This is a genomic window from Pseudomonas sp. TWI923, from assembly GCF_039673365.1.
GTDB lineage: Bacteria > Pseudomonadota > Gammaproteobacteria > Pseudomonadales > Pseudomonadaceae > Aquipseudomonas > Aquipseudomonas sichuanensis.
The window spans coordinates 15246-30796 of the sequence record NZ_JBDJLM010000063.1; the positions used below are offsets into that span (position 1 = coordinate 15246).

At 62.9% G+C, this 15551-nt stretch carries 16 protein-coding genes; 9 read left to right on the top strand and 7 right to left on the bottom strand.

Annotated features, from left to right (window positions below):
- Positions 1 to 7 precede the first annotated feature (7 nt).
- Genes ABE459_RS20140 through ABE459_RS20160 form a run of 5 tightly spaced genes read left to right on the top strand, consistent with a single transcriptional unit; the run spans position 8 to position 6323 of the window.
- Positions 8 to 745 carry a 3-oxoacyl-ACP reductase family protein gene (locus ABE459_RS20140; RefSeq protein WP_323833662.1) on the top strand — a complete coding sequence of 246 codons (738 nt, stop codon included), beginning with the start codon at positions 8 to 10 and terminating at the stop codon, positions 743 to 745.
- Positions 742 to 1506 carry an SDR family NAD(P)-dependent oxidoreductase gene (locus tag ABE459_RS20145; protein ID WP_323833664.1) on the top strand — a complete coding sequence of 255 codons (765 nt, stop codon included), beginning with the start codon at positions 742 to 744 and terminating at the stop codon, positions 1504 to 1506. Before ABE459_RS20140 ends, ABE459_RS20145 begins: the two co-directional genes overlap by 4 nt.
- Positions 1507 to 1508: 2 nt before the next feature.
- Positions 1509 to 2792, top strand: coding sequence for a hypothetical protein (locus ABE459_RS20150; RefSeq protein ID WP_323833666.1), 1284 nt, complete (start codon positions 1509 to 1511; stop codon positions 2790 to 2792).
- Between the two features lie 51 nt (positions 2793 to 2843).
- The gene (locus tag ABE459_RS20155) at positions 2844 to 3680 is read left to right on the top strand and encodes an outer membrane lipoprotein-sorting protein (RefSeq protein WP_323833668.1); all 837 of its coding nucleotides are present in this window, start codon (positions 2844 to 2846) and stop codon (positions 3678 to 3680) included.
- A 33-nt stretch (positions 3681 to 3713) separates the two neighbouring features.
- Positions 3714 to 6323, top strand: a complete 2610-nt coding sequence (locus ABE459_RS20160; protein WP_323833670.1) for an MMPL family transporter — start codon at positions 3714 to 3716, stop codon at positions 6321 to 6323.
- 69 nt (positions 6324 to 6392) lie between these two features.
- Here ABE459_RS20160 and ABE459_RS20165 read toward each other — a convergent pair whose 3' ends face one another.
- The gene (locus ABE459_RS20165) at positions 6393 to 6776 is read right to left on the bottom strand and encodes a MerR family transcriptional regulator (RefSeq protein WP_003253954.1); all 384 of its coding nucleotides are present in this window, start codon (positions 6774 to 6776) and stop codon (positions 6393 to 6395) included.
- Positions 6777 to 6941: 165 nt separating this feature from the next.
- Positions 6942 to 7520 carry an NAD(P)H-dependent oxidoreductase gene (locus ABE459_RS20170; protein ID WP_323833682.1) on the bottom strand — a complete coding sequence of 193 codons (579 nt, stop codon included), beginning with the start codon at positions 7518 to 7520 and terminating at the stop codon, positions 6942 to 6944.
- A 235-nt stretch (positions 7521 to 7755) separates the two neighbouring features.
- On the opposite strand from ABE459_RS20170, the gene ABE459_RS20175 reads away from it, so the two are divergent.
- Positions 7756 to 7893, top strand: coding sequence for a PSPA7_2676 family Cys-rich small protein (locus tag ABE459_RS20175; protein WP_189654474.1), 138 nt, complete (start codon positions 7756 to 7758; stop codon positions 7891 to 7893).
- Between the two features lie 9 nt (positions 7894 to 7902).
- Complete coding sequence (locus tag ABE459_RS20180; RefSeq protein ID WP_323833684.1) at positions 7903 to 8739, top strand: Ku protein; 837 nt, start codon at positions 7903 to 7905, stop codon at positions 8737 to 8739.
- 15 nt (positions 8740 to 8754) lie between these two features.
- Here ABE459_RS20180 and ABE459_RS20185 read toward each other — a convergent pair whose 3' ends face one another.
- The 5 genes from ABE459_RS20185 to ligD are packed head-to-tail and all read right to left on the bottom strand — an operon-like array spanning position 8755 to position 14344.
- Positions 8755 to 9417, bottom strand: a complete 663-nt coding sequence (locus ABE459_RS20185) for a glycosyltransferase (protein ID WP_323833686.1) — start codon at positions 9415 to 9417, stop codon at positions 8755 to 8757.
- Positions 9414 to 10013: a class I SAM-dependent methyltransferase gene (locus ABE459_RS20190; protein WP_323833688.1), complete on the bottom strand. Its 600-nt coding sequence runs from the start codon at positions 10011 to 10013 to the stop codon at positions 9414 to 9416. The genes ABE459_RS20185 and ABE459_RS20190 overlap by 4 nt, the downstream gene beginning before the upstream one ends.
- On the bottom strand, positions 10010 to 10780 hold the full coding sequence (locus tag ABE459_RS20195; RefSeq protein WP_322360661.1) for a PIG-L family deacetylase: 771 nt from the start codon (positions 10778 to 10780) through the stop codon (positions 10010 to 10012). Before ABE459_RS20195 ends, ABE459_RS20190 begins: the two co-directional genes overlap by 4 nt.
- Entirely contained in the window at positions 10777 to 11817 is a 1041-nt protein-coding gene (locus ABE459_RS20200) for an acyl-CoA dehydrogenase family protein (RefSeq protein ID WP_323833690.1), read from the bottom strand. Before ABE459_RS20200 ends, ABE459_RS20195 begins: the two co-directional genes overlap by 4 nt.
- A gap of 58 nt (positions 11818 to 11875) precedes the next feature.
- Positions 11876 to 14344, bottom strand: a complete 2469-nt coding sequence (gene ligD, locus ABE459_RS20205) for a DNA ligase D (protein WP_323833692.1) — start codon at positions 14342 to 14344, stop codon at positions 11876 to 11878.
- A gap of 155 nt (positions 14345 to 14499) precedes the next feature.
- Here ligD and ABE459_RS20210 point away from each other — a divergent pair, with 155 nt between their 5' ends.
- Complete coding sequence (locus ABE459_RS20210) at positions 14500 to 14961, top strand: phosphotransferase system, HPr-related protein (RefSeq protein ID WP_346648125.1); 462 nt, start codon at positions 14500 to 14502, stop codon at positions 14959 to 14961.
- Positions 14961 to 15191, top strand: a complete 231-nt coding sequence (locus ABE459_RS20215; protein WP_323833696.1) for a metallothionein — start codon at positions 14961 to 14963, stop codon at positions 15189 to 15191. The genes ABE459_RS20210 and ABE459_RS20215 overlap by 1 nt, the downstream gene beginning before the upstream one ends.
- Positions 15192 to 15551: the final 360 nt, after the last annotated feature.

Sequence of the window (15551 nt, forward strand, 5' to 3'; positions counted from 1 at the left end):
AGCGGTCATGACTCAGAAAATAGCGGTCGTGACCGGCGGCAGTCGCGGCATTGGCAAGTCCATCGTGCTGGCCCTGGCCGGCGCGGGTTATCAGGTTGCCTTCAGTTATGTCCGTGACGAGGCGGCTGCCGCTGCCTTGCAGGCGCAGGTCGAAGGGCTCGGCCGGGAGTGCCTGGCCGTGCAGTGTGATGTCAAGGATGCGCAGAGCATTCAGGCGTTCTTCGAACGGGTCGAGCAGCGTTTTGCTCGTATCGACCTGTTGGTCAACAACGCCGGTATTACCCGTGACGGTTTGCTCGCCACGCAATCGTTGAGCGACATCACCGAGGTCATCCAGACCAACCTGATCGGCACGTTGTTGTGCTGTCAGCAGGTGCTGCCCTGCATGATGCGCCAGCGTAGCGGGTGCATCGTCAACCTAAGTTCGGTGGCCGCGCAAAAGCCCGGCAAGGGCCAGAGCAACTACGCCGCGGCCAAAGGCGGTGTAGAAGCACTGACGCGGGCACTGGCGGTGGAATTGGCGCCGCGCAACATCCGGGTCAATGCGGTAGCGCCCGGCATCGTCAGCACCGACATGAGTGAAGCCCTGGTCGGCGCTCATGAGCAGGAAATCCAGTCGCGGCTGTTGATCAAACGCTTCGCCCGGCCTGAAGAAATTGCCGACGCGGTGCTGTATCTGGCCGAGCGCGGCCTGTACGTCACGGGCGAAGTCCTGTCCGTCAACGGCGGGTTGAAAATGCTATGAGCCAGGCACGCACGATTGTGATCACCGGCGCGGCCAAGGGTATTGGCCGCGCCGTCGCGGAAAATTTTGCAGCCCAGGCCGAGCACCTTTTGATCTTGCTGGATCTGGACCTGGCAACCTTGCAGGAGTGGGTCGCCGAGGGTGAATTTGCTGCTCGTATCGAAACCCATCAAGCGAACATCGCCGATCTGGCCGGCCTGCAACTGCTGTTCAAGGAGCTGGCCAACCGGGTCGGCTTTATCGATGTGCTGGTCAACAGTGCCGGGGTCTGCGACGAGAACGAGCCCGAAGACCTCGACAACTGGCACAAGGTGATTTCGGTCAACCTCAACGGCACCTTTTACGTCACCTCGTTGTGCCTGCCATTGATGGCGGAGGGTGGGCGGATCGTCAACATGTCGTCGATCCTCGGCCGAGCGGGCAAGGTCCGCAACACCGCTTACTGCGCCTCCAAGCACGGCATCATCGGCATGACCAAAGCCTTGGCGCTGGACCTGGCGCCACGGCGAATCACGGTCAATGCCATCCTGCCCGCCTGGATCGACACGCCGATGCTGCAGGGCGAACTGGCGGCTCAAGCGCGCATCGCCGGGATCACCCACGAGCAGATCCTGCGCAATGCCAAGAAGAAGTTGCCCCTGCGGCGCTTCATTCAGGGTGACGAAGTGGCGGCCATGGTCCGTTATCTGGCGAGCCCGCAGGCGGGTGGCGTCACGGCGCAAAGCCTGATGATCGACGGCGGTGCCGGGTTGGGAATGTAGCCATGGCTCGACAGGGACTCAATCGCGGCCTGTTGGCCGCGCTGGTCAGCCTAGGCTCGCCAGTGGCGATCGCCGGGTGGTTGCCGGAGCATCATGAAGCGGAGATCGGCGTTGCCACGGCCGTGCGTCTGCACGGTGACGACCCGATCACGCAAAAGGCCGTGTACCTCAAGTTCAGCCTGGAGGATGCCTGGGACAGCGGCTACTACAAAGCCAAGGGCCGAGCCCGTTACGACTTCCGTTATGACGGCAACAACCCCTACAGCGCCCAAGCCCGCGACGATTACCGGATGACCGCCGATTGGCGGCACCTTTACTGGGGGCATTACGTCGGTGACGGCGAGCTGACGGTGGGCTGGCAGCAGGTGGTGTGGGGGCGTGCAGATGAATTACGGGTGCTCGATCAGATCAACCCCTTGGATTATCGCGAGGGTGTGATCGGCCTGTTGGAAGACAGCCGCATCGCCGTGCCGATGATTCGCCTGGTGCAGCCGGTCGCCGAGTGGGAGCTGGAAGCGCTGGTGATCACTGATTTTGTGAAAAACCAGGCGCCGGCCGTCGGCAGCGAGTTCGATGCACCGATCTTTGCCACACCCGATCCACAGATGTTCGTGGTCGATTCGCGGCCCGGTTATGACGGTCACAGTGGCTTTGGTTACGGCGCCAGTGCCAACGGCCGGATCGGCACGGTGGATGTCAGCTTCGTTGCCCTCAACGCCCGCCAACAGGACCCAGTCTACGCCGTCGAAGGCCAGACCGAAGAGGGCCTGATTCGCCTCGAACGGCAATTCCCGCGCTACTCCATGGGCGGCGCCGGTGTGGCCATCGATGCCGGCCACAGCATCGTGGTACGCAGTGAATTCGCCTACTTCGACAATTGGCGCGTCACCAACCCTTACCGCGCTTACGGCAGCGACCGGACGGCGATGACCAAGTCGCTGCTGGGCGTCGATTACCTGCTGCGGGACTGGCTGATCTCTACGCAGTGGCAACACCAGCGGCTGCTCGACTGGCAGCCCGGCATGGTCCAGGGCAAACGCGACGACCTGTTCACCCTGTCTGCCGAAGGCTCGCAGTTCCAGGATCGCCTCAAGACCCGCCTGGTTTTCGGCATGTCGCCGCCAGCGCAGGACGACAGTTTCGTTCAGGGGATCTTCACCTACAAACCGGTGGACTGGCTCAAGTTGGGGCTGGAGGTCGATGTGTTCTTCGGCAAGCCCGACCGCCAGTTCGGTGAGTACGACAACCGCGACCAGGTGCGCTTGTCCGCCGGCTATCTGTTCTGACCACACCGGTACCGGTGTGCGAATCACTCAAACAATGAAAAGGAAATCGCCATGTTGCCCATCTTCAAGACCCTGACTGTCAGCGCATTGCTGCTGAGCGCCGCTGCCGCCGTGGCCGCGCAAACCCCCACGGCCGACGACATCATTCGCCAGGCCCGGGACCGCGATGACGGCAAGAGCTTCATGTCCCAGGTGTCCCTGATCCTGATCGACAAGCAAGGTAATAGCCGCGTCCGCGAGTTCAGCTACCTGCAAAAGGATTACCCGGACAGCGACAAATTCACCATGTACTTCTCGGCGCCGAGCGATGTGCGTGACGTCGCCTTCCACATCGAAAACCCGCGCGAAGCCCTGGGCCTGGAAGACAGCCAATGGATGTATTTGCCGGTCAGCCGACAGACCCGAAGAATTTCCACCACCGACAAACGCGGGGCGTTCATGGGCAGCGACTATTCCTATGCCGACCTCGACAAGATTCGCGCCGAAGACTATCGCCAGACGCTGGTCGGCGAAGAGCAGTTGCAGGGCCGCGATTGCTACGTGATCGAGCGTGAGCCGGCCACGCCTGCCGTGCTGGCCAAGACCGGCTACAACAAGCTCAAGGTCTGGATCGACAAGAAAAACTCACTGGTGCTGCGCCAGGACTTCTTCGATGTAAAAGGTGTGATGTTCAAGCAGATGCGCACCCTGAAGACTGAAACCATTGACCAGATCGACAGCATTACCTTCAGCGAAACCGAGGATTTCATCGCCGGTACGCGCTCTCAACTGCGCTTCAACCAGTTGCAGTACAACGTCGCGCTGGACGACCGCCTGTTCACCCAGACCGCGATCAAGCGCGGGCTGAAAGCCGGCGACTTGCCGGAATACGCCGTGTCTGCCCGCTAAGCGCCGCCCTCGATCCATCTGGAACCTTCATTCATGGAAAGATACCTGAACTTCGTCGAGCGCTATGCGCGGACGATTGTGTTCGTGCTGGTGGCGATCACTGCCTACTTCACCTACACCCTCGGCGCGCTGATGTCGGACACCAATCCGTATCTGCTCAAGGACACTCACCCGGCGCGCAAGACCATCATTGACTTGCAGCGCGAGTTCACCGGCACCTATGACTCGGTCATGGTGGCGCTGAACAACCCCGAGAGTGTCTTCAACACCACGTCGCTGAACGCCCAGTTCGAGCTGTCCCAGGCCATTCGCCGGTTGATGCTGGCCAACGATGAGGACCGTGTCGAACTGCAGCGCATCGTCGGCCTGCACAGTGGCGACCATGATGCCCAGGGCTTGCTGGAGCAGATCCTCGCCGACGGTTTTTCGCAGAACGATTACGCTGCCGCCAAAGCGCTGCGCGACCATGGCATTGCTCGGCACTGGGACAGCCATGACCTGCAGTTCCTGAGCTTTCTTGCCGAACGGCTCAACCCGATCCAGGAAATGGCCTCGATGGCTGACCTGGAGAACATCAGCCTGAGTGCCGATGGCGAGTTGTGGATCCACAAGACCCTGCACGCCCTGGACATGGACCCGGCCAAGGTCGAAGCGCAGATCATGGGCAACGAGCAGATGGTCGGTGGCGTCGTCTCGGCGGACAAGAAAGTCGCCATGGTCGTCGCCGAACTGGGAACCAAACAGGACGACGCTCAGGCTCAGTTGCGTGCCTATCACCAGGTCCGCGAGATCATCGCGAAGTACCAGGCCGCTCACCCGGAGTTCACCGATGAGGTGTTCATCGCCGGCATGCCGATCTTTATTGCCGCCCAGCAGGAGATCATCGATCACGACCTGGCGATGCTGTTCCCGATCGTGTTCCTGTTGGTGACCTCCCTGCTGGTTTTCTTCTTTCGCAAACCACTGGGCGTGGTGCTGCCGCTGTTCAACATTCTGTTCTGTACCATCTGGACCCTGGGCCTGATGGCGCTCTTGCGTGTGCCGATGGACTTGCTCACCAGCGTCTTGCCAGTGTTCCTGTTCACCATCTGTTGTGCCGACGCGATCCACGTCATGGCCGAGTATTACGAACAGCTCAATTCGGGTAAGTCTTTCCGCGAAGCCAACCGTGAAACCCAGCGCCTGATGGTCACGCCGGTAGTGCTGACAACGGTCACCACTATCGCGACGTTCATGATTTCCACCACCAACAACATTGTCAGCATCCGCAACTTTGGCGTGTTCATGTCCATCGGCCTGACGGCGGCGCTGATCATTTCGTTGCTGCTGATTCCGGCGTGGATTTCGATCTGGGGCAAAGATGCCGTCCCGCGCAAAGTGCAACGCAAAGAGTCGCTGATCTCCCACTATCTGGTGGTGTTCTGTGCCTGGCTGATTCGCTGGCGCAAGCCGGTGTTGCTGGTAACCCTGCCGCTGTTGGCGATGATGACGGTGTTCACGTTCAGGGTGGATATCGAAGACTCGGGCATTGCTTACTTCAAGAAGGACAGCCCGGTGCGGATGTCCGACGAGTTCATCAACCGGGCCGGCGTCGCGGGTACATCGCCGGGCTGGATCGCCTTCGACACCAAGACGCCGCGTGGCGCGCTGACCACTGAAACCGTGCAGTTCCTCGATCGTCTGGACCAGTTCATCAAGGCCCAGCCGAACGTGAGTTACACCTATTCGGTGGCGACCTACATCAAGCGCATGAACCTCGTGCTCAACGACATGAACCCTGCTTTCCTGCGGGTGCCGCAGGCGGTGGAGCAGGTGACGGTGGTCGATGATGACGGCAAACCGGAGACCTTCGATGTCGACGGCAATTCGCTCATCGAACAACACATCATGATGTTCGAGAACGGTGGCGGCACCGACTTGCAGAACGTGCTCAATGCCGATTACTCGAAGGCGGTGACGTTGTTCACCATGACGTCCTCCGTGGCGGGCGATTACCAGGCGATGCTCGACAAACTCGACGCCTGGCTGCTCATCAACAAACCGGCCAACCTGCAAGTCACCCATGCCGGCACGCCGTACATCTGGACCGGGGTGTTGCAGGAAATCACTCAGGGTCAGGTGCTGAGCTTCTCGCTGGCGTTGCTGGCGGTGACCTTGATGATGATGTTCTGGCTCAAGTCGGTACGCCTGGGCATCCTCGGCATGCTGACGTTGCTGACCACGTCGGTGACGGTGTACGGCTGCATGTACCTGTTGGACATCGAGTTGAACATCGGTACCACACTGGTGACGTTCCTGGTGGTGGGCGTGGTGGATTACGCCGTTCACCTGCTGTCACGGATCAAGATGCTGGTGCACAAGGGTATCGAGATCGACGAGGCCATCCTGACGGCCATGCAGGGCGTCGGGCGCTCGACGGTAGTCAACGTCGTGATCTTCTCGATGGGTTTTGTCGCGCTGCTGTTCTCCGCCTACAAACCTGTCATTGACCTGGGCGTACTGGTGATACTGGCGCTGTCATCCAGCGGCTTCATGACCATTCTGTTGGTTACGCTGATTTCGCCGTGGTTCTTTGCCTCGATTGTGCCGCAGCCAGCGGTGCAAGAGGGCGAGCAGCCGAGGGGTGAGGGCGTGCCAGGCTAAATCGCCGGGGCGCCTGCGTGCTGCAAAGGGCACGGGGCGCCATGGCCGTTCAGGAGCGGCGGTGCGGATTCAGCGGGCTTTTTCCAGGTGCTCGAATTGACATTGCATCTGAGCATCCTTGAGGCTCAGCTCAAACTCGACCAGGCCGTCATGCACTTGCTGCAAGGCCTGAATCTGCCCCATCAATTCCTGCTTTTTGTTATCGATGGCCTGCATGGCCAGATCCCAGGGCAGCTCCTGGCCACGATGGTCCTGCAGAATGGCCTGCATTTCCTTGAGTTTGAAACCGAGTTGCTGGGCGCATTTGATGAAGGTCAGCAGCTCGACGCTTTGCTGGCTGTAGATGCGGTATTTGCCTTCGCGTTGCGGGGGCGGCAACAGGCCGATTTCTTCGTAGTGTCGAATGCTTTTGACGGTGGTGCCCGACAGCTGGGCGGCTTTGCCGATGTACATGAAAGTCCCTTTTTTGACGCATCAGAAGCGAAAAGATGTCGCGCGCTCGTGCAGGCGCGCGACATCTTTGCACAAGCGTCAGGGGGCGGGAAGCGTGGTTGGACAAGGTGTCACAAGAGGGAGACTTGGCTGGGCAGCGCAGGGGCACGGCCCAACCGGGGCCGATCAGCGGCTGGCGACCGCCTGGACTTGCTTGAGCCAGGCTTCACGCTGTTCCGGCTTGGAGCCCAGTACCGGACCGAAGGTCAAGGTTTTCAGCGGTTTTATGCCGCAGAACTCCAGGGTGGTCTTGCGCATTTGGTGCAGGCCCGGCATGCGATACACCCAGCGGTAGTACCACGGCGGCGTGTCCATGGTCACCAGAAGGTGAGCCGTGCGGCCCTTGAGCAGCTTGTCCGGGAAGGGTGAGCCCTTGCGGTACTTGAAGGCAAAACCAGGCAGAAACACGCGGTCGAAGAACCCCTTGAGCAACGCCGGAATGCCGCCCCACCAGATCGGGTACACCAATGTCAGGTGTTCGGCCCAGGCAATGTCGTTTTGTGCGTCGATCAAATCGGGCTCAAGCAACTGGATCTGGTTATAGCCATCGTGCAGGACCGGATCGAACTTCAGGGTGTCCAGGCGCAGCAGACGTACCTCATGGCCTGCTTGCGTGGCGGCCTCGACATAACGTTCGGTCACCGCTCCGCAAAAGCTGTCGTTCGAAGGGTGGCCGAGGATTACGAGCATGCGTTTGCTCTTCATGACGAACTCCAGACAATGAAGTGCCAAGGGTAAAGTCTGCCCCTAACGGTAGAGTCAAGCCTTGCCGGTTACCGGTGGAACTGCTGGTCACCCAAGAGTCGAGTTAGATCACCGGCGAAGTGTTCGGCGTGACCGGTGGCAACTCGTTGCCCTGAGTAATCCGGATAAACCTTCGCGGCGCCGTGCAGTCAGTTTCAATAAGGGCCTGGACGTCCCAGGGCCAGGGAGGTGGCTGATGAAACTTGTCTGCCTGCTGCGTGGCTGCCAGTGGCGCAGCCTGCTGGTGTGTGAACTCGCCGGGCTTCACTGCCAGTGTTGCGATCGCTGTGGCGCGTTGCGCTACAGCCAGACCGGTCAACCCTTCGATACGTAGGAGCCGACCATGGCCCGGGCAATCTGGAAAGGCGCGATCAGCTTCGGCCTCGTGCACATCCCTGTCTCGCTTAACACGGCAGTGCGCAGCGAGCGTGTGGATTTCGACTGGCTGGACAAGCGCAGCATGGAGCCGGTCGGCTACAAGCGGGTGAACAAGGTCACCGGCAAGGAAATCGACAAAGAACACATCGTCAAGGGCGTGGAGTACGAAAAGGGTCGTTACGTGGTGATCAGCGAGGAGGAAATTCGCAAGGCCAGGCCCGAGGCGACCCAAACCATCGATATCTTTTCGTTCGTCGACGCCAGCGACATCCCGCTGCAGCAGTTCGACACGCCTTACTACCTGAGCCCCGACCGCCGTGGCGGCAAGGTCTATGCCTTGCTGCGCGAGACCCTGCACAGCACCGGCAAGGTGGCCCTGGCCACCGTGGTGCTGCACACCCGCCAGCACCTGGCACTGCTGCGCCCGCTGGAGGATGCCCTGGTGTTGATCACCCTGCGCTGGCCCGAGGAGGTGCGGGGGCTCCAGACGCTGGAGCTGGACAACAGCGTGACCCAAAGCAAGGTCGACAAGCGTGAGCTGGACATGGCCCGGCGCCTGGTGGAAGACATGAGCGGGGCCTGGACGCCTGACGAATACCATGATGCGTTTCGCCAGACCATCCTCGACCTGGTGGAGGAGAAGGCCAGCAAGGGCAAGATCGCGACCGTGAACAAAGGCGAGGGCACGACGGCCGAGAAGGGCGCGGACATCATCGACCTCACCGAGCTGCTCAAGCGCAGCCTCGGCGGCAAGACCAAGGCGAAGAAACCGGTGGCCAAGCGACCGCGCAAAGCGTCATAGCCAATTGCACATTCGCTACGGTAGCTGGCCTTCCAGTCCCCTCAGGTAATCCCCGAAGCCCTGGCGTGCGCGGCTGTCCCGCCGGCTGCTGGTGGCCACGCTATGCGCCGCTGTCCAGACGATCTGCGCACCGCTGGCCTCGAGGGCCAGCACCAGCTGCACATCCTCGTGGGCCGGCAAGGGCTGGAAACCGCCGACGCGTTCATAGGCCTTGGTGCATACCCCGAGGTTGGCGCCATGGATATGCCGGTGCCCATCCCGGGCCTGATAACGGCTGAGGTAGAGCTGGCGCAAAGCGGCATTCTGCCAGGGCTGCCAGCGCTCGATATGCACCGTGCCGCATACCGCATCCGCATGCCATTGCAGCTGTGACACCAGCCAGTGCCCTGGCACACGGCTGTCGGCATCGGTGAAGGCCAGCCACTGGGCGCCGCGCTCGATCATCCATGCCGCGCCCAGACGCCGGGCGATGCCGACGTTGCCGGCCTCCAACGCCAGGGTATGCACCCCATGGAGACGGGCGATGCGCGCACTGGCGTCGACGCAGCGATCAAGCACTACCAGCACCTCCACCTCCAGGCCCGCCGCCTCGGCCTGCACCACCGCCCGTTTGACGGCGGCCAGGCAGTGCCCAAGACGACGGGCTTCGTTGTGGGCGGGAATGATGACGGCGATCATGGGCAGGTCTCGTCGAGGCTCACGACAGTGGGCTGACACGACCAGTATTCGAGCAGGAAGTCAGCCTCCTCATGGCGCAGCAGCGGATAAAGCGGCAGGTGCCTGGCCAGCAGGGCATGCACCTCGCGGCCATCCTGCGGGCAGCCGGCGATGGGATGGCGCCAGTGGCAGGCCAGCAGACCGCCGTCATGGGCCAGGCTGGCCACCGATTGCTCGATCACTTGCAGCCAGTCGGTGGGGCCAAGGTAATAGCCGATCTCGCTGAGCACGATCAGGTCGAACTGACCACCCGGCCAGTCGCCTGGCAGGTGACCCTGTTCGACGCGGGCATGGTCCATGCCTGCGAGACGCTGGCGGGCCAAGGCCACGGCCGTTGCGTCGAGGTCCTGGCACAGCAGGTCGGCACAGCGCTCTGCCAGCAGGACGCTCAGCTCGCCGTTGGCGCAGGCCGGCTCGAATACGCGTTCATAGCATTGCCGCGGCAGGCTGGCCAAGGCCAGGTCGCGCTTGCGTCGTTCGTACCAGCGGGTACGAAAGGCCCAAGGGTCATCGCTGTCGGCATACAAGTCGGCGAAGTACTGTGCGTCGAGGCTCATGGCGACTCCATTGACAGGAAGACCAGTTCGAAGGGTTGCAGCAGGCAGGCTTGCAGCTGCTCGGGCACTACCGGCGGATGATCGCCATCGGGTTGCAACTGGCTGGCGTGGGCGGCCAAGGCCTCGCGTTTGCGCGCCAGGCGCGCTTCGTCGAGCTGCAGGCGGTGTGCTTGGGGCCAGGGCAGGCGCGGATCGTCGGGTGCGGCCCAATGCCAGGCCCACACCGGTGCTTCGGCCAGTTGCACACGGCGCGCTTGGGCCGCCCGGGCACAGGCACGTCCTGCCGCCTCATGATCGCAGTGCCCGTCGCCGCGCCAGGTGGTCAGCAGCAGGTCGTCGGGCTGGAGCAATTGCGCCAGGTGGGTGACCAGGAAGGCTTCATCATGGGGCAGGGCGCCATCTTTGAGGTTGAGCCGTCGCCAATCGAGGCGGTTGAGGTCCAGGCCCAGCAGCTGCAAGGCATGCCGGCTTTCCAGCGGACGCTGATGACGCAGGCGACGCTCGGTCCACTGCGAGGAATGCGGATGGCTGCCCTCGCCATTGCTGGCAGAAATCAGCAGCACGTCCTGTTCACGGCCTTGGAAGCTGGCCAACAGGCCGCCGGCCATGAGGATCTCGTCGTCCGGATGCGGCGCCAGCAGCACCAGCCTTCTGCCGGGCGGGCATAGCCGGTCGGGCTTCAGCCAGGTTGCGCGGGCCAGCTGAGTGGACTGCTGCCAGGCGCTCCATGGCGTGCCGGTGGCGGTCTGTATCAGGTTCTGGCTCATAGTTGCCATACGCTTGCCGGCGAGCCGGTCAGTTGCTGGCCCAGCTCGGCCAGGTCGCGCTCTGCGTGGCTTTGGCGCAGGTATACCGGCAGGTCGGCACTGAGCCGGGCGAAATGGCTGCTGCGACAGAACGGTGTGGCGCCGAGCGCACGGCCGACATGCCGGATGACCTGCTCGACCGCTTGCTCGACCTGGGCGCGGGTGCGGCGCACTTGCAAGCTGGCGTCGTCGCGAGGGTGCTGGTCGATCCAGGCGGCGCATTCGCGCAGGGCGGCGCGGGCCCCGAACAAGGCAGCATCGACCGCGCCCAGGTGGGCATCGGCGTGTGGGTCGGGCCGGGGCTTGCGACAGTGTTCGCGCAGGTATTGCGCCAGGGCTTGCGCTGCGCCATACCAACAGGCGGCGATGCCCGCGCCGCCCTGCCAGAATCCCGGGCGGGCCAAGTATTGGCCGGGCGTGCCGATGGCCAGCCCCGGCGAATTGTCGAACTCGAGGGTGACACTGGTGGTGCTGGCCATGCCAACGGCCCGCCAGTGATCGACCTGGATACGCTGGCTGGGATGGGACCGCTCGATGGCGACCAATTGCGGCTGGTCGCTTTCCCAGGCGGTCACGAGCGCGCGGTCGATCTGCAACGCCCCCGAACACCAGGCCTTGCGGCCTCGCAGGCGAACCCGCTCGCCGTCCTGGGCGACGATGTGGGTGCGGGCATCCGGTGGCTCCGCAGCCCACACGCCCCAGATCCCTTCGCCGGCATGATGAGCGGCACCGCACTCGGCGAGAATCGCCAAGGCGTCGGTATGGCCCTCATAGAGCTTGGCCAGGCTGAGATCGCAACCGGCGACCCGTGCCAGAGCCCGCCAGCGGTCGAGAGTTCGCCCCTGGCCCGGCAGGGGGAGCAGGTCGAGGTGATCGGCTTGCAGCGCATGCAGTAGCTCCAGCAGCAGGGTATCGAGGTCAATGGCCCGCGGTCGCCCGCTGAAACGGCACAACAGGTGATCGAGGTTGCTCAGGTCGAAGTCCTGGATGTTGCTCATGGGCTCGGCGCTCCTTGGGTGTTCTTCTTCCCGTCACGCAGGTTCGGCCATCGTTCCATCAGTCGATCCCCAGTTGCTTGCGCATACGTACGGTAATCGACTGACGGGTCCTGGCCATTTCGGCCCACGGATCGTCCACCTCGGCAAGCCGTGCCTGCAGGTTGCCGATGTGCCATTGGTTGGCGCCATTGAGCTGGCTCAGCTCTTCGCGCCAGATCGGCACCGATACCGGCAGGCCCTCGCGGGCCCGCAGCGAGTAGGCGGCGACCGTGGTGGCGCCCTTACCGTTACGCAGGTAGTCGATGAAGATCCGTCCGATCCGATTCTTCGGGCCGGACACCGCGCTGAGGCGATCGGGGAACAGCCCGGCCATGTGTTCGACCAGGGCATGGCTGAAGTCCTTCACCTCGTCCCACCCCGCGCGCCGGGTCAGTGGCACGACGAGGTGCATGCCCTTGCCGCCGCTGGTCTTGAGAAATACCTTCAAGCCCAGCTCATCGAGCAGGGTAAGGGTCAGCTGGGTGGCCTCCAGCATGGCTTTCCAGGGCAGCGCGGGATCAGGGTCCAGGTCGAGGACGAAGCGGTCGGGCTTGTCGAAGTCCTTGGTGGTGGCATTCCAGGTGTGCAGTTCCAGCGTGTTCATCTGCACCGCGCCCAACAGGCTGTCGGCGCGGTTGAGCACCATGGCCGTCTGGCCGGCCTGGGCCTTGCTGTAGCTGAGCACGTGGGGGATATGCAGCTGGCCGGGGTTTTTCTGGAAGAACAGCTCGCCGGCCAGGCCATCCGGTGCCCGAACCAGGGCTACAGGCCGATCCTTCAGCTGTGGCAGCAACCAGTCGGCGACTTGAGCGTAGTACTGTGCGACCTGGCGTTTGGTGGCACCGGTGGTTGCGTCGACCACGCGGTCGGGGTGGGTCAGGCGCAGGCTGCCCAGGGCCTCGGTTTTTGTCTGTACTGCGCGCTTGACGGGCATTGCCTGCTCCAGGTCGATGGCGGTGGCGGGTTTGTCGTCGCGCAGGCCGTGGAACACCGCGTGGCGCACGATGCCTTCGCGGGTCATCTGGGCATAGGCGACTTCGGCCAGCAGCTGTGGCTTGAGCCAATGCACGCCGCGCGCTTCGGCGCCGGTGGGAGGGTTGGGCAAGGGCGGTTTGGCGGTCTGCAGCGGCTTCAGGCGAGCGAGGATGCTGTCCAGGGTGGCGGCGCTGAAGCCGGTGCCGACCTTGCCGGCGTAGCGCAACTGGCCGCTGTCGTGGTCATGCAGGGCCAGCAGCAGGGCGCCGAAACCGTGGCGGCTGCCCTTGGGCTCGGTGTAGCCGACGATCACGAACTCCTGGCGCTGCTTGCATTTGAGCTTGATCCAGTCGCTGCTGCGCCGGCACGCATAAGGGCTGTCGGCACGTTTGCCGATCAGCCCTTCGAGTTCCAGCCGGCATGCGCTGTCGAGCAGCGAGTCGACCGGTTCCTTGAAATCGGCGGAGTACCTGAGCAGCGGCGAAGCGTTGGCGTCCAGCAGCTTGGCCAGGGTAGCGCGACGCGCCTGTAGTGGCAGTTCGCGCAGGTCCTCGCCTCCCAGCCAGGGCAAGTCGAACAGGTAATAGGTGATGCGTTCGTCGTGCTCGGTGTCGAATGCGTTCTGCAGGGCCTGGAAGTCGGCCACACCGTTGTCGCCGGCCACCACCATCTCGCCGTCCAGCCATGCTGCGTCGAGCCCCAGCGCCTTGAGCGCCTCCACCTGGCGGGGCATCTTGGCGCTCCAGTCGTGGCCATTGCGGGTGAACAGGCGTACGTCATCGCCGTCGAGGCGGGCCAGAATCCGGTAGCCATCGAACTTGACTTCGTAGCGCCAGTCGCCGCTGGGTGGGGAATCGACCAAGGTAGCCAGTTGCGGCTGCAGCGCGTTCGGCAGGGCTTTGCGGCCGGCCTTGGGCTTGCGTGTGGCGGTGCTCGCCTTGGCGGGGCGCCGTGGCGGCAGCGTACGCTCGCTCAGCACGCTGTCTGGCAGGGCTTCGACGATGCTGTAGTCGGTTTCTTTGCGCGCCTGCCCGTCATGGGACTTGACCAGCATCCACTGCTCTTTCTTGCCGGCCAGGTGGGTGCGGAACAGATTCCACACCCCCGACAGCTTCTCGCCCTGCAGGCGAAAGCGCAGCTTGCCCTTGGCATAGGCTTCGCGCGGGTCGCCTTCGGGTTGCCAGATCCCGCGGTCCCAGACGATCACCTCGCCGGCGCCGTAGTGCCCTTCGGGGATGCGTCCTTCGAAATCGGCGTAGTCCAGCGGGTGATCCTCCACATGCACCGCCAAGCGCCGGACCTTGGGGTCGAGGGAGGGCCCCTTGGGGATCGCCCAGCTCTTGAGCGTGCCGTCGAGTTCCAGGCGGAAGTCGTAGTGCAGGTGGCTGGCGTCGTGCTTCTGGATGCAGTACCGCAGCGCATGGGCCGAGCGGGGGCGGGCGCGTTGGCCCGCTGGCTCGGGTGTGGCGTCGAAGTCGCGCTTGCGCTGGTATTCCTGCAGGGGCTTGGCCATGAGGTGCTCCGGGACGGTTCGCGGGTCTCAGGATTGGGAGGCAGCGGCGCGGTGCGGAGTTCAAAAAAAGCGCGGGGTGGTGCCTTTGAAGAAACTCTGAATCATTTCTTCGTGGGGGCAGTCGACCGTATGAAACCCACTGACGGAGAAGGTTCATGTCTAAACCCGATGACCCAAGACCGCAGATTGAGATCGACGACACGGAGGACCGCATGGGCAGTGTCCATGAACTGGATTTCAGCGAACGCCGCGATGAACGCCAGGGGCGTGTCGGCGACCAGCGCCTGGCGCGCGAGATCGCCGAGGACTACCCGCCGCGGCGTGTCGCGCAAAGCGGCATGACCGGCGGCGAGACCCTGAGCGGGAGCCTGCACGAGGACAATGTCAGCCTTGATGACCTGGGCCCCGAGACGCTGTTTGATGAAACCGATGCCTGGGACGCGGATGAGTCTGGGACGGCAGGCGGCCCGGCAGATATGACCCTGCGCCAGGTGGAGGCCCACGAGATCGGTGGCGGCATCGGCCTGGACGAGGCCGAATTGGCCCGCTCCGCGCCGCTGGACGGCGAGCAGTGGAGCGATGACGTGGTGCCCGATGACGACAGGAGAGAACCCTGATGAACGAGCAACGCTGTTCTTGCAACCACTGTTCCTGCACCGTGGATGCCAATGCCGTGGTTCAGGATGGCAAGGCCTATTGCTGCGAGGCCTGTGCGGTGGGCCATCGTGATGGCGAGCCTTGTCGTATGGCCGACTGTAAATGTGGTGAGCTGACCCAGCCGAAGGAAAGTTCTGTTGATAATGCGCTGGATGAAACATTCCCGGCGAGTGATCCTATTTCACCGTAAGTTCCCTTTCTCTCCATGGCCCTTTCGCTGGTATCTTCGGCGAAGGGCCAATCAATATATCGCTGTGCCCACGGTTCAATAGCAACTCTGCTGATCTTGATCTTGATCTTGATCTTGATCTTGATCTTGATCTTGATCTGCTTTTGATCTTGCTTCTAAGCGCGCAATAGTCCAGGCAACACAAATTGCGACTTCAGGAGGCCGAGTGGAGGTGACTGTAGGGCCCTGGTGCGCAGCACCCTTCGGCGTTAGCCGAAGGCGCGAGATGTAGACTTGCGCAGCAAGTCGTAGGCCGCGCGGGCCCGGAAGGCACCGGAGCGAGGGGACCCCGGAGCGCAGCGCAGGGGCCGTATGATGGGA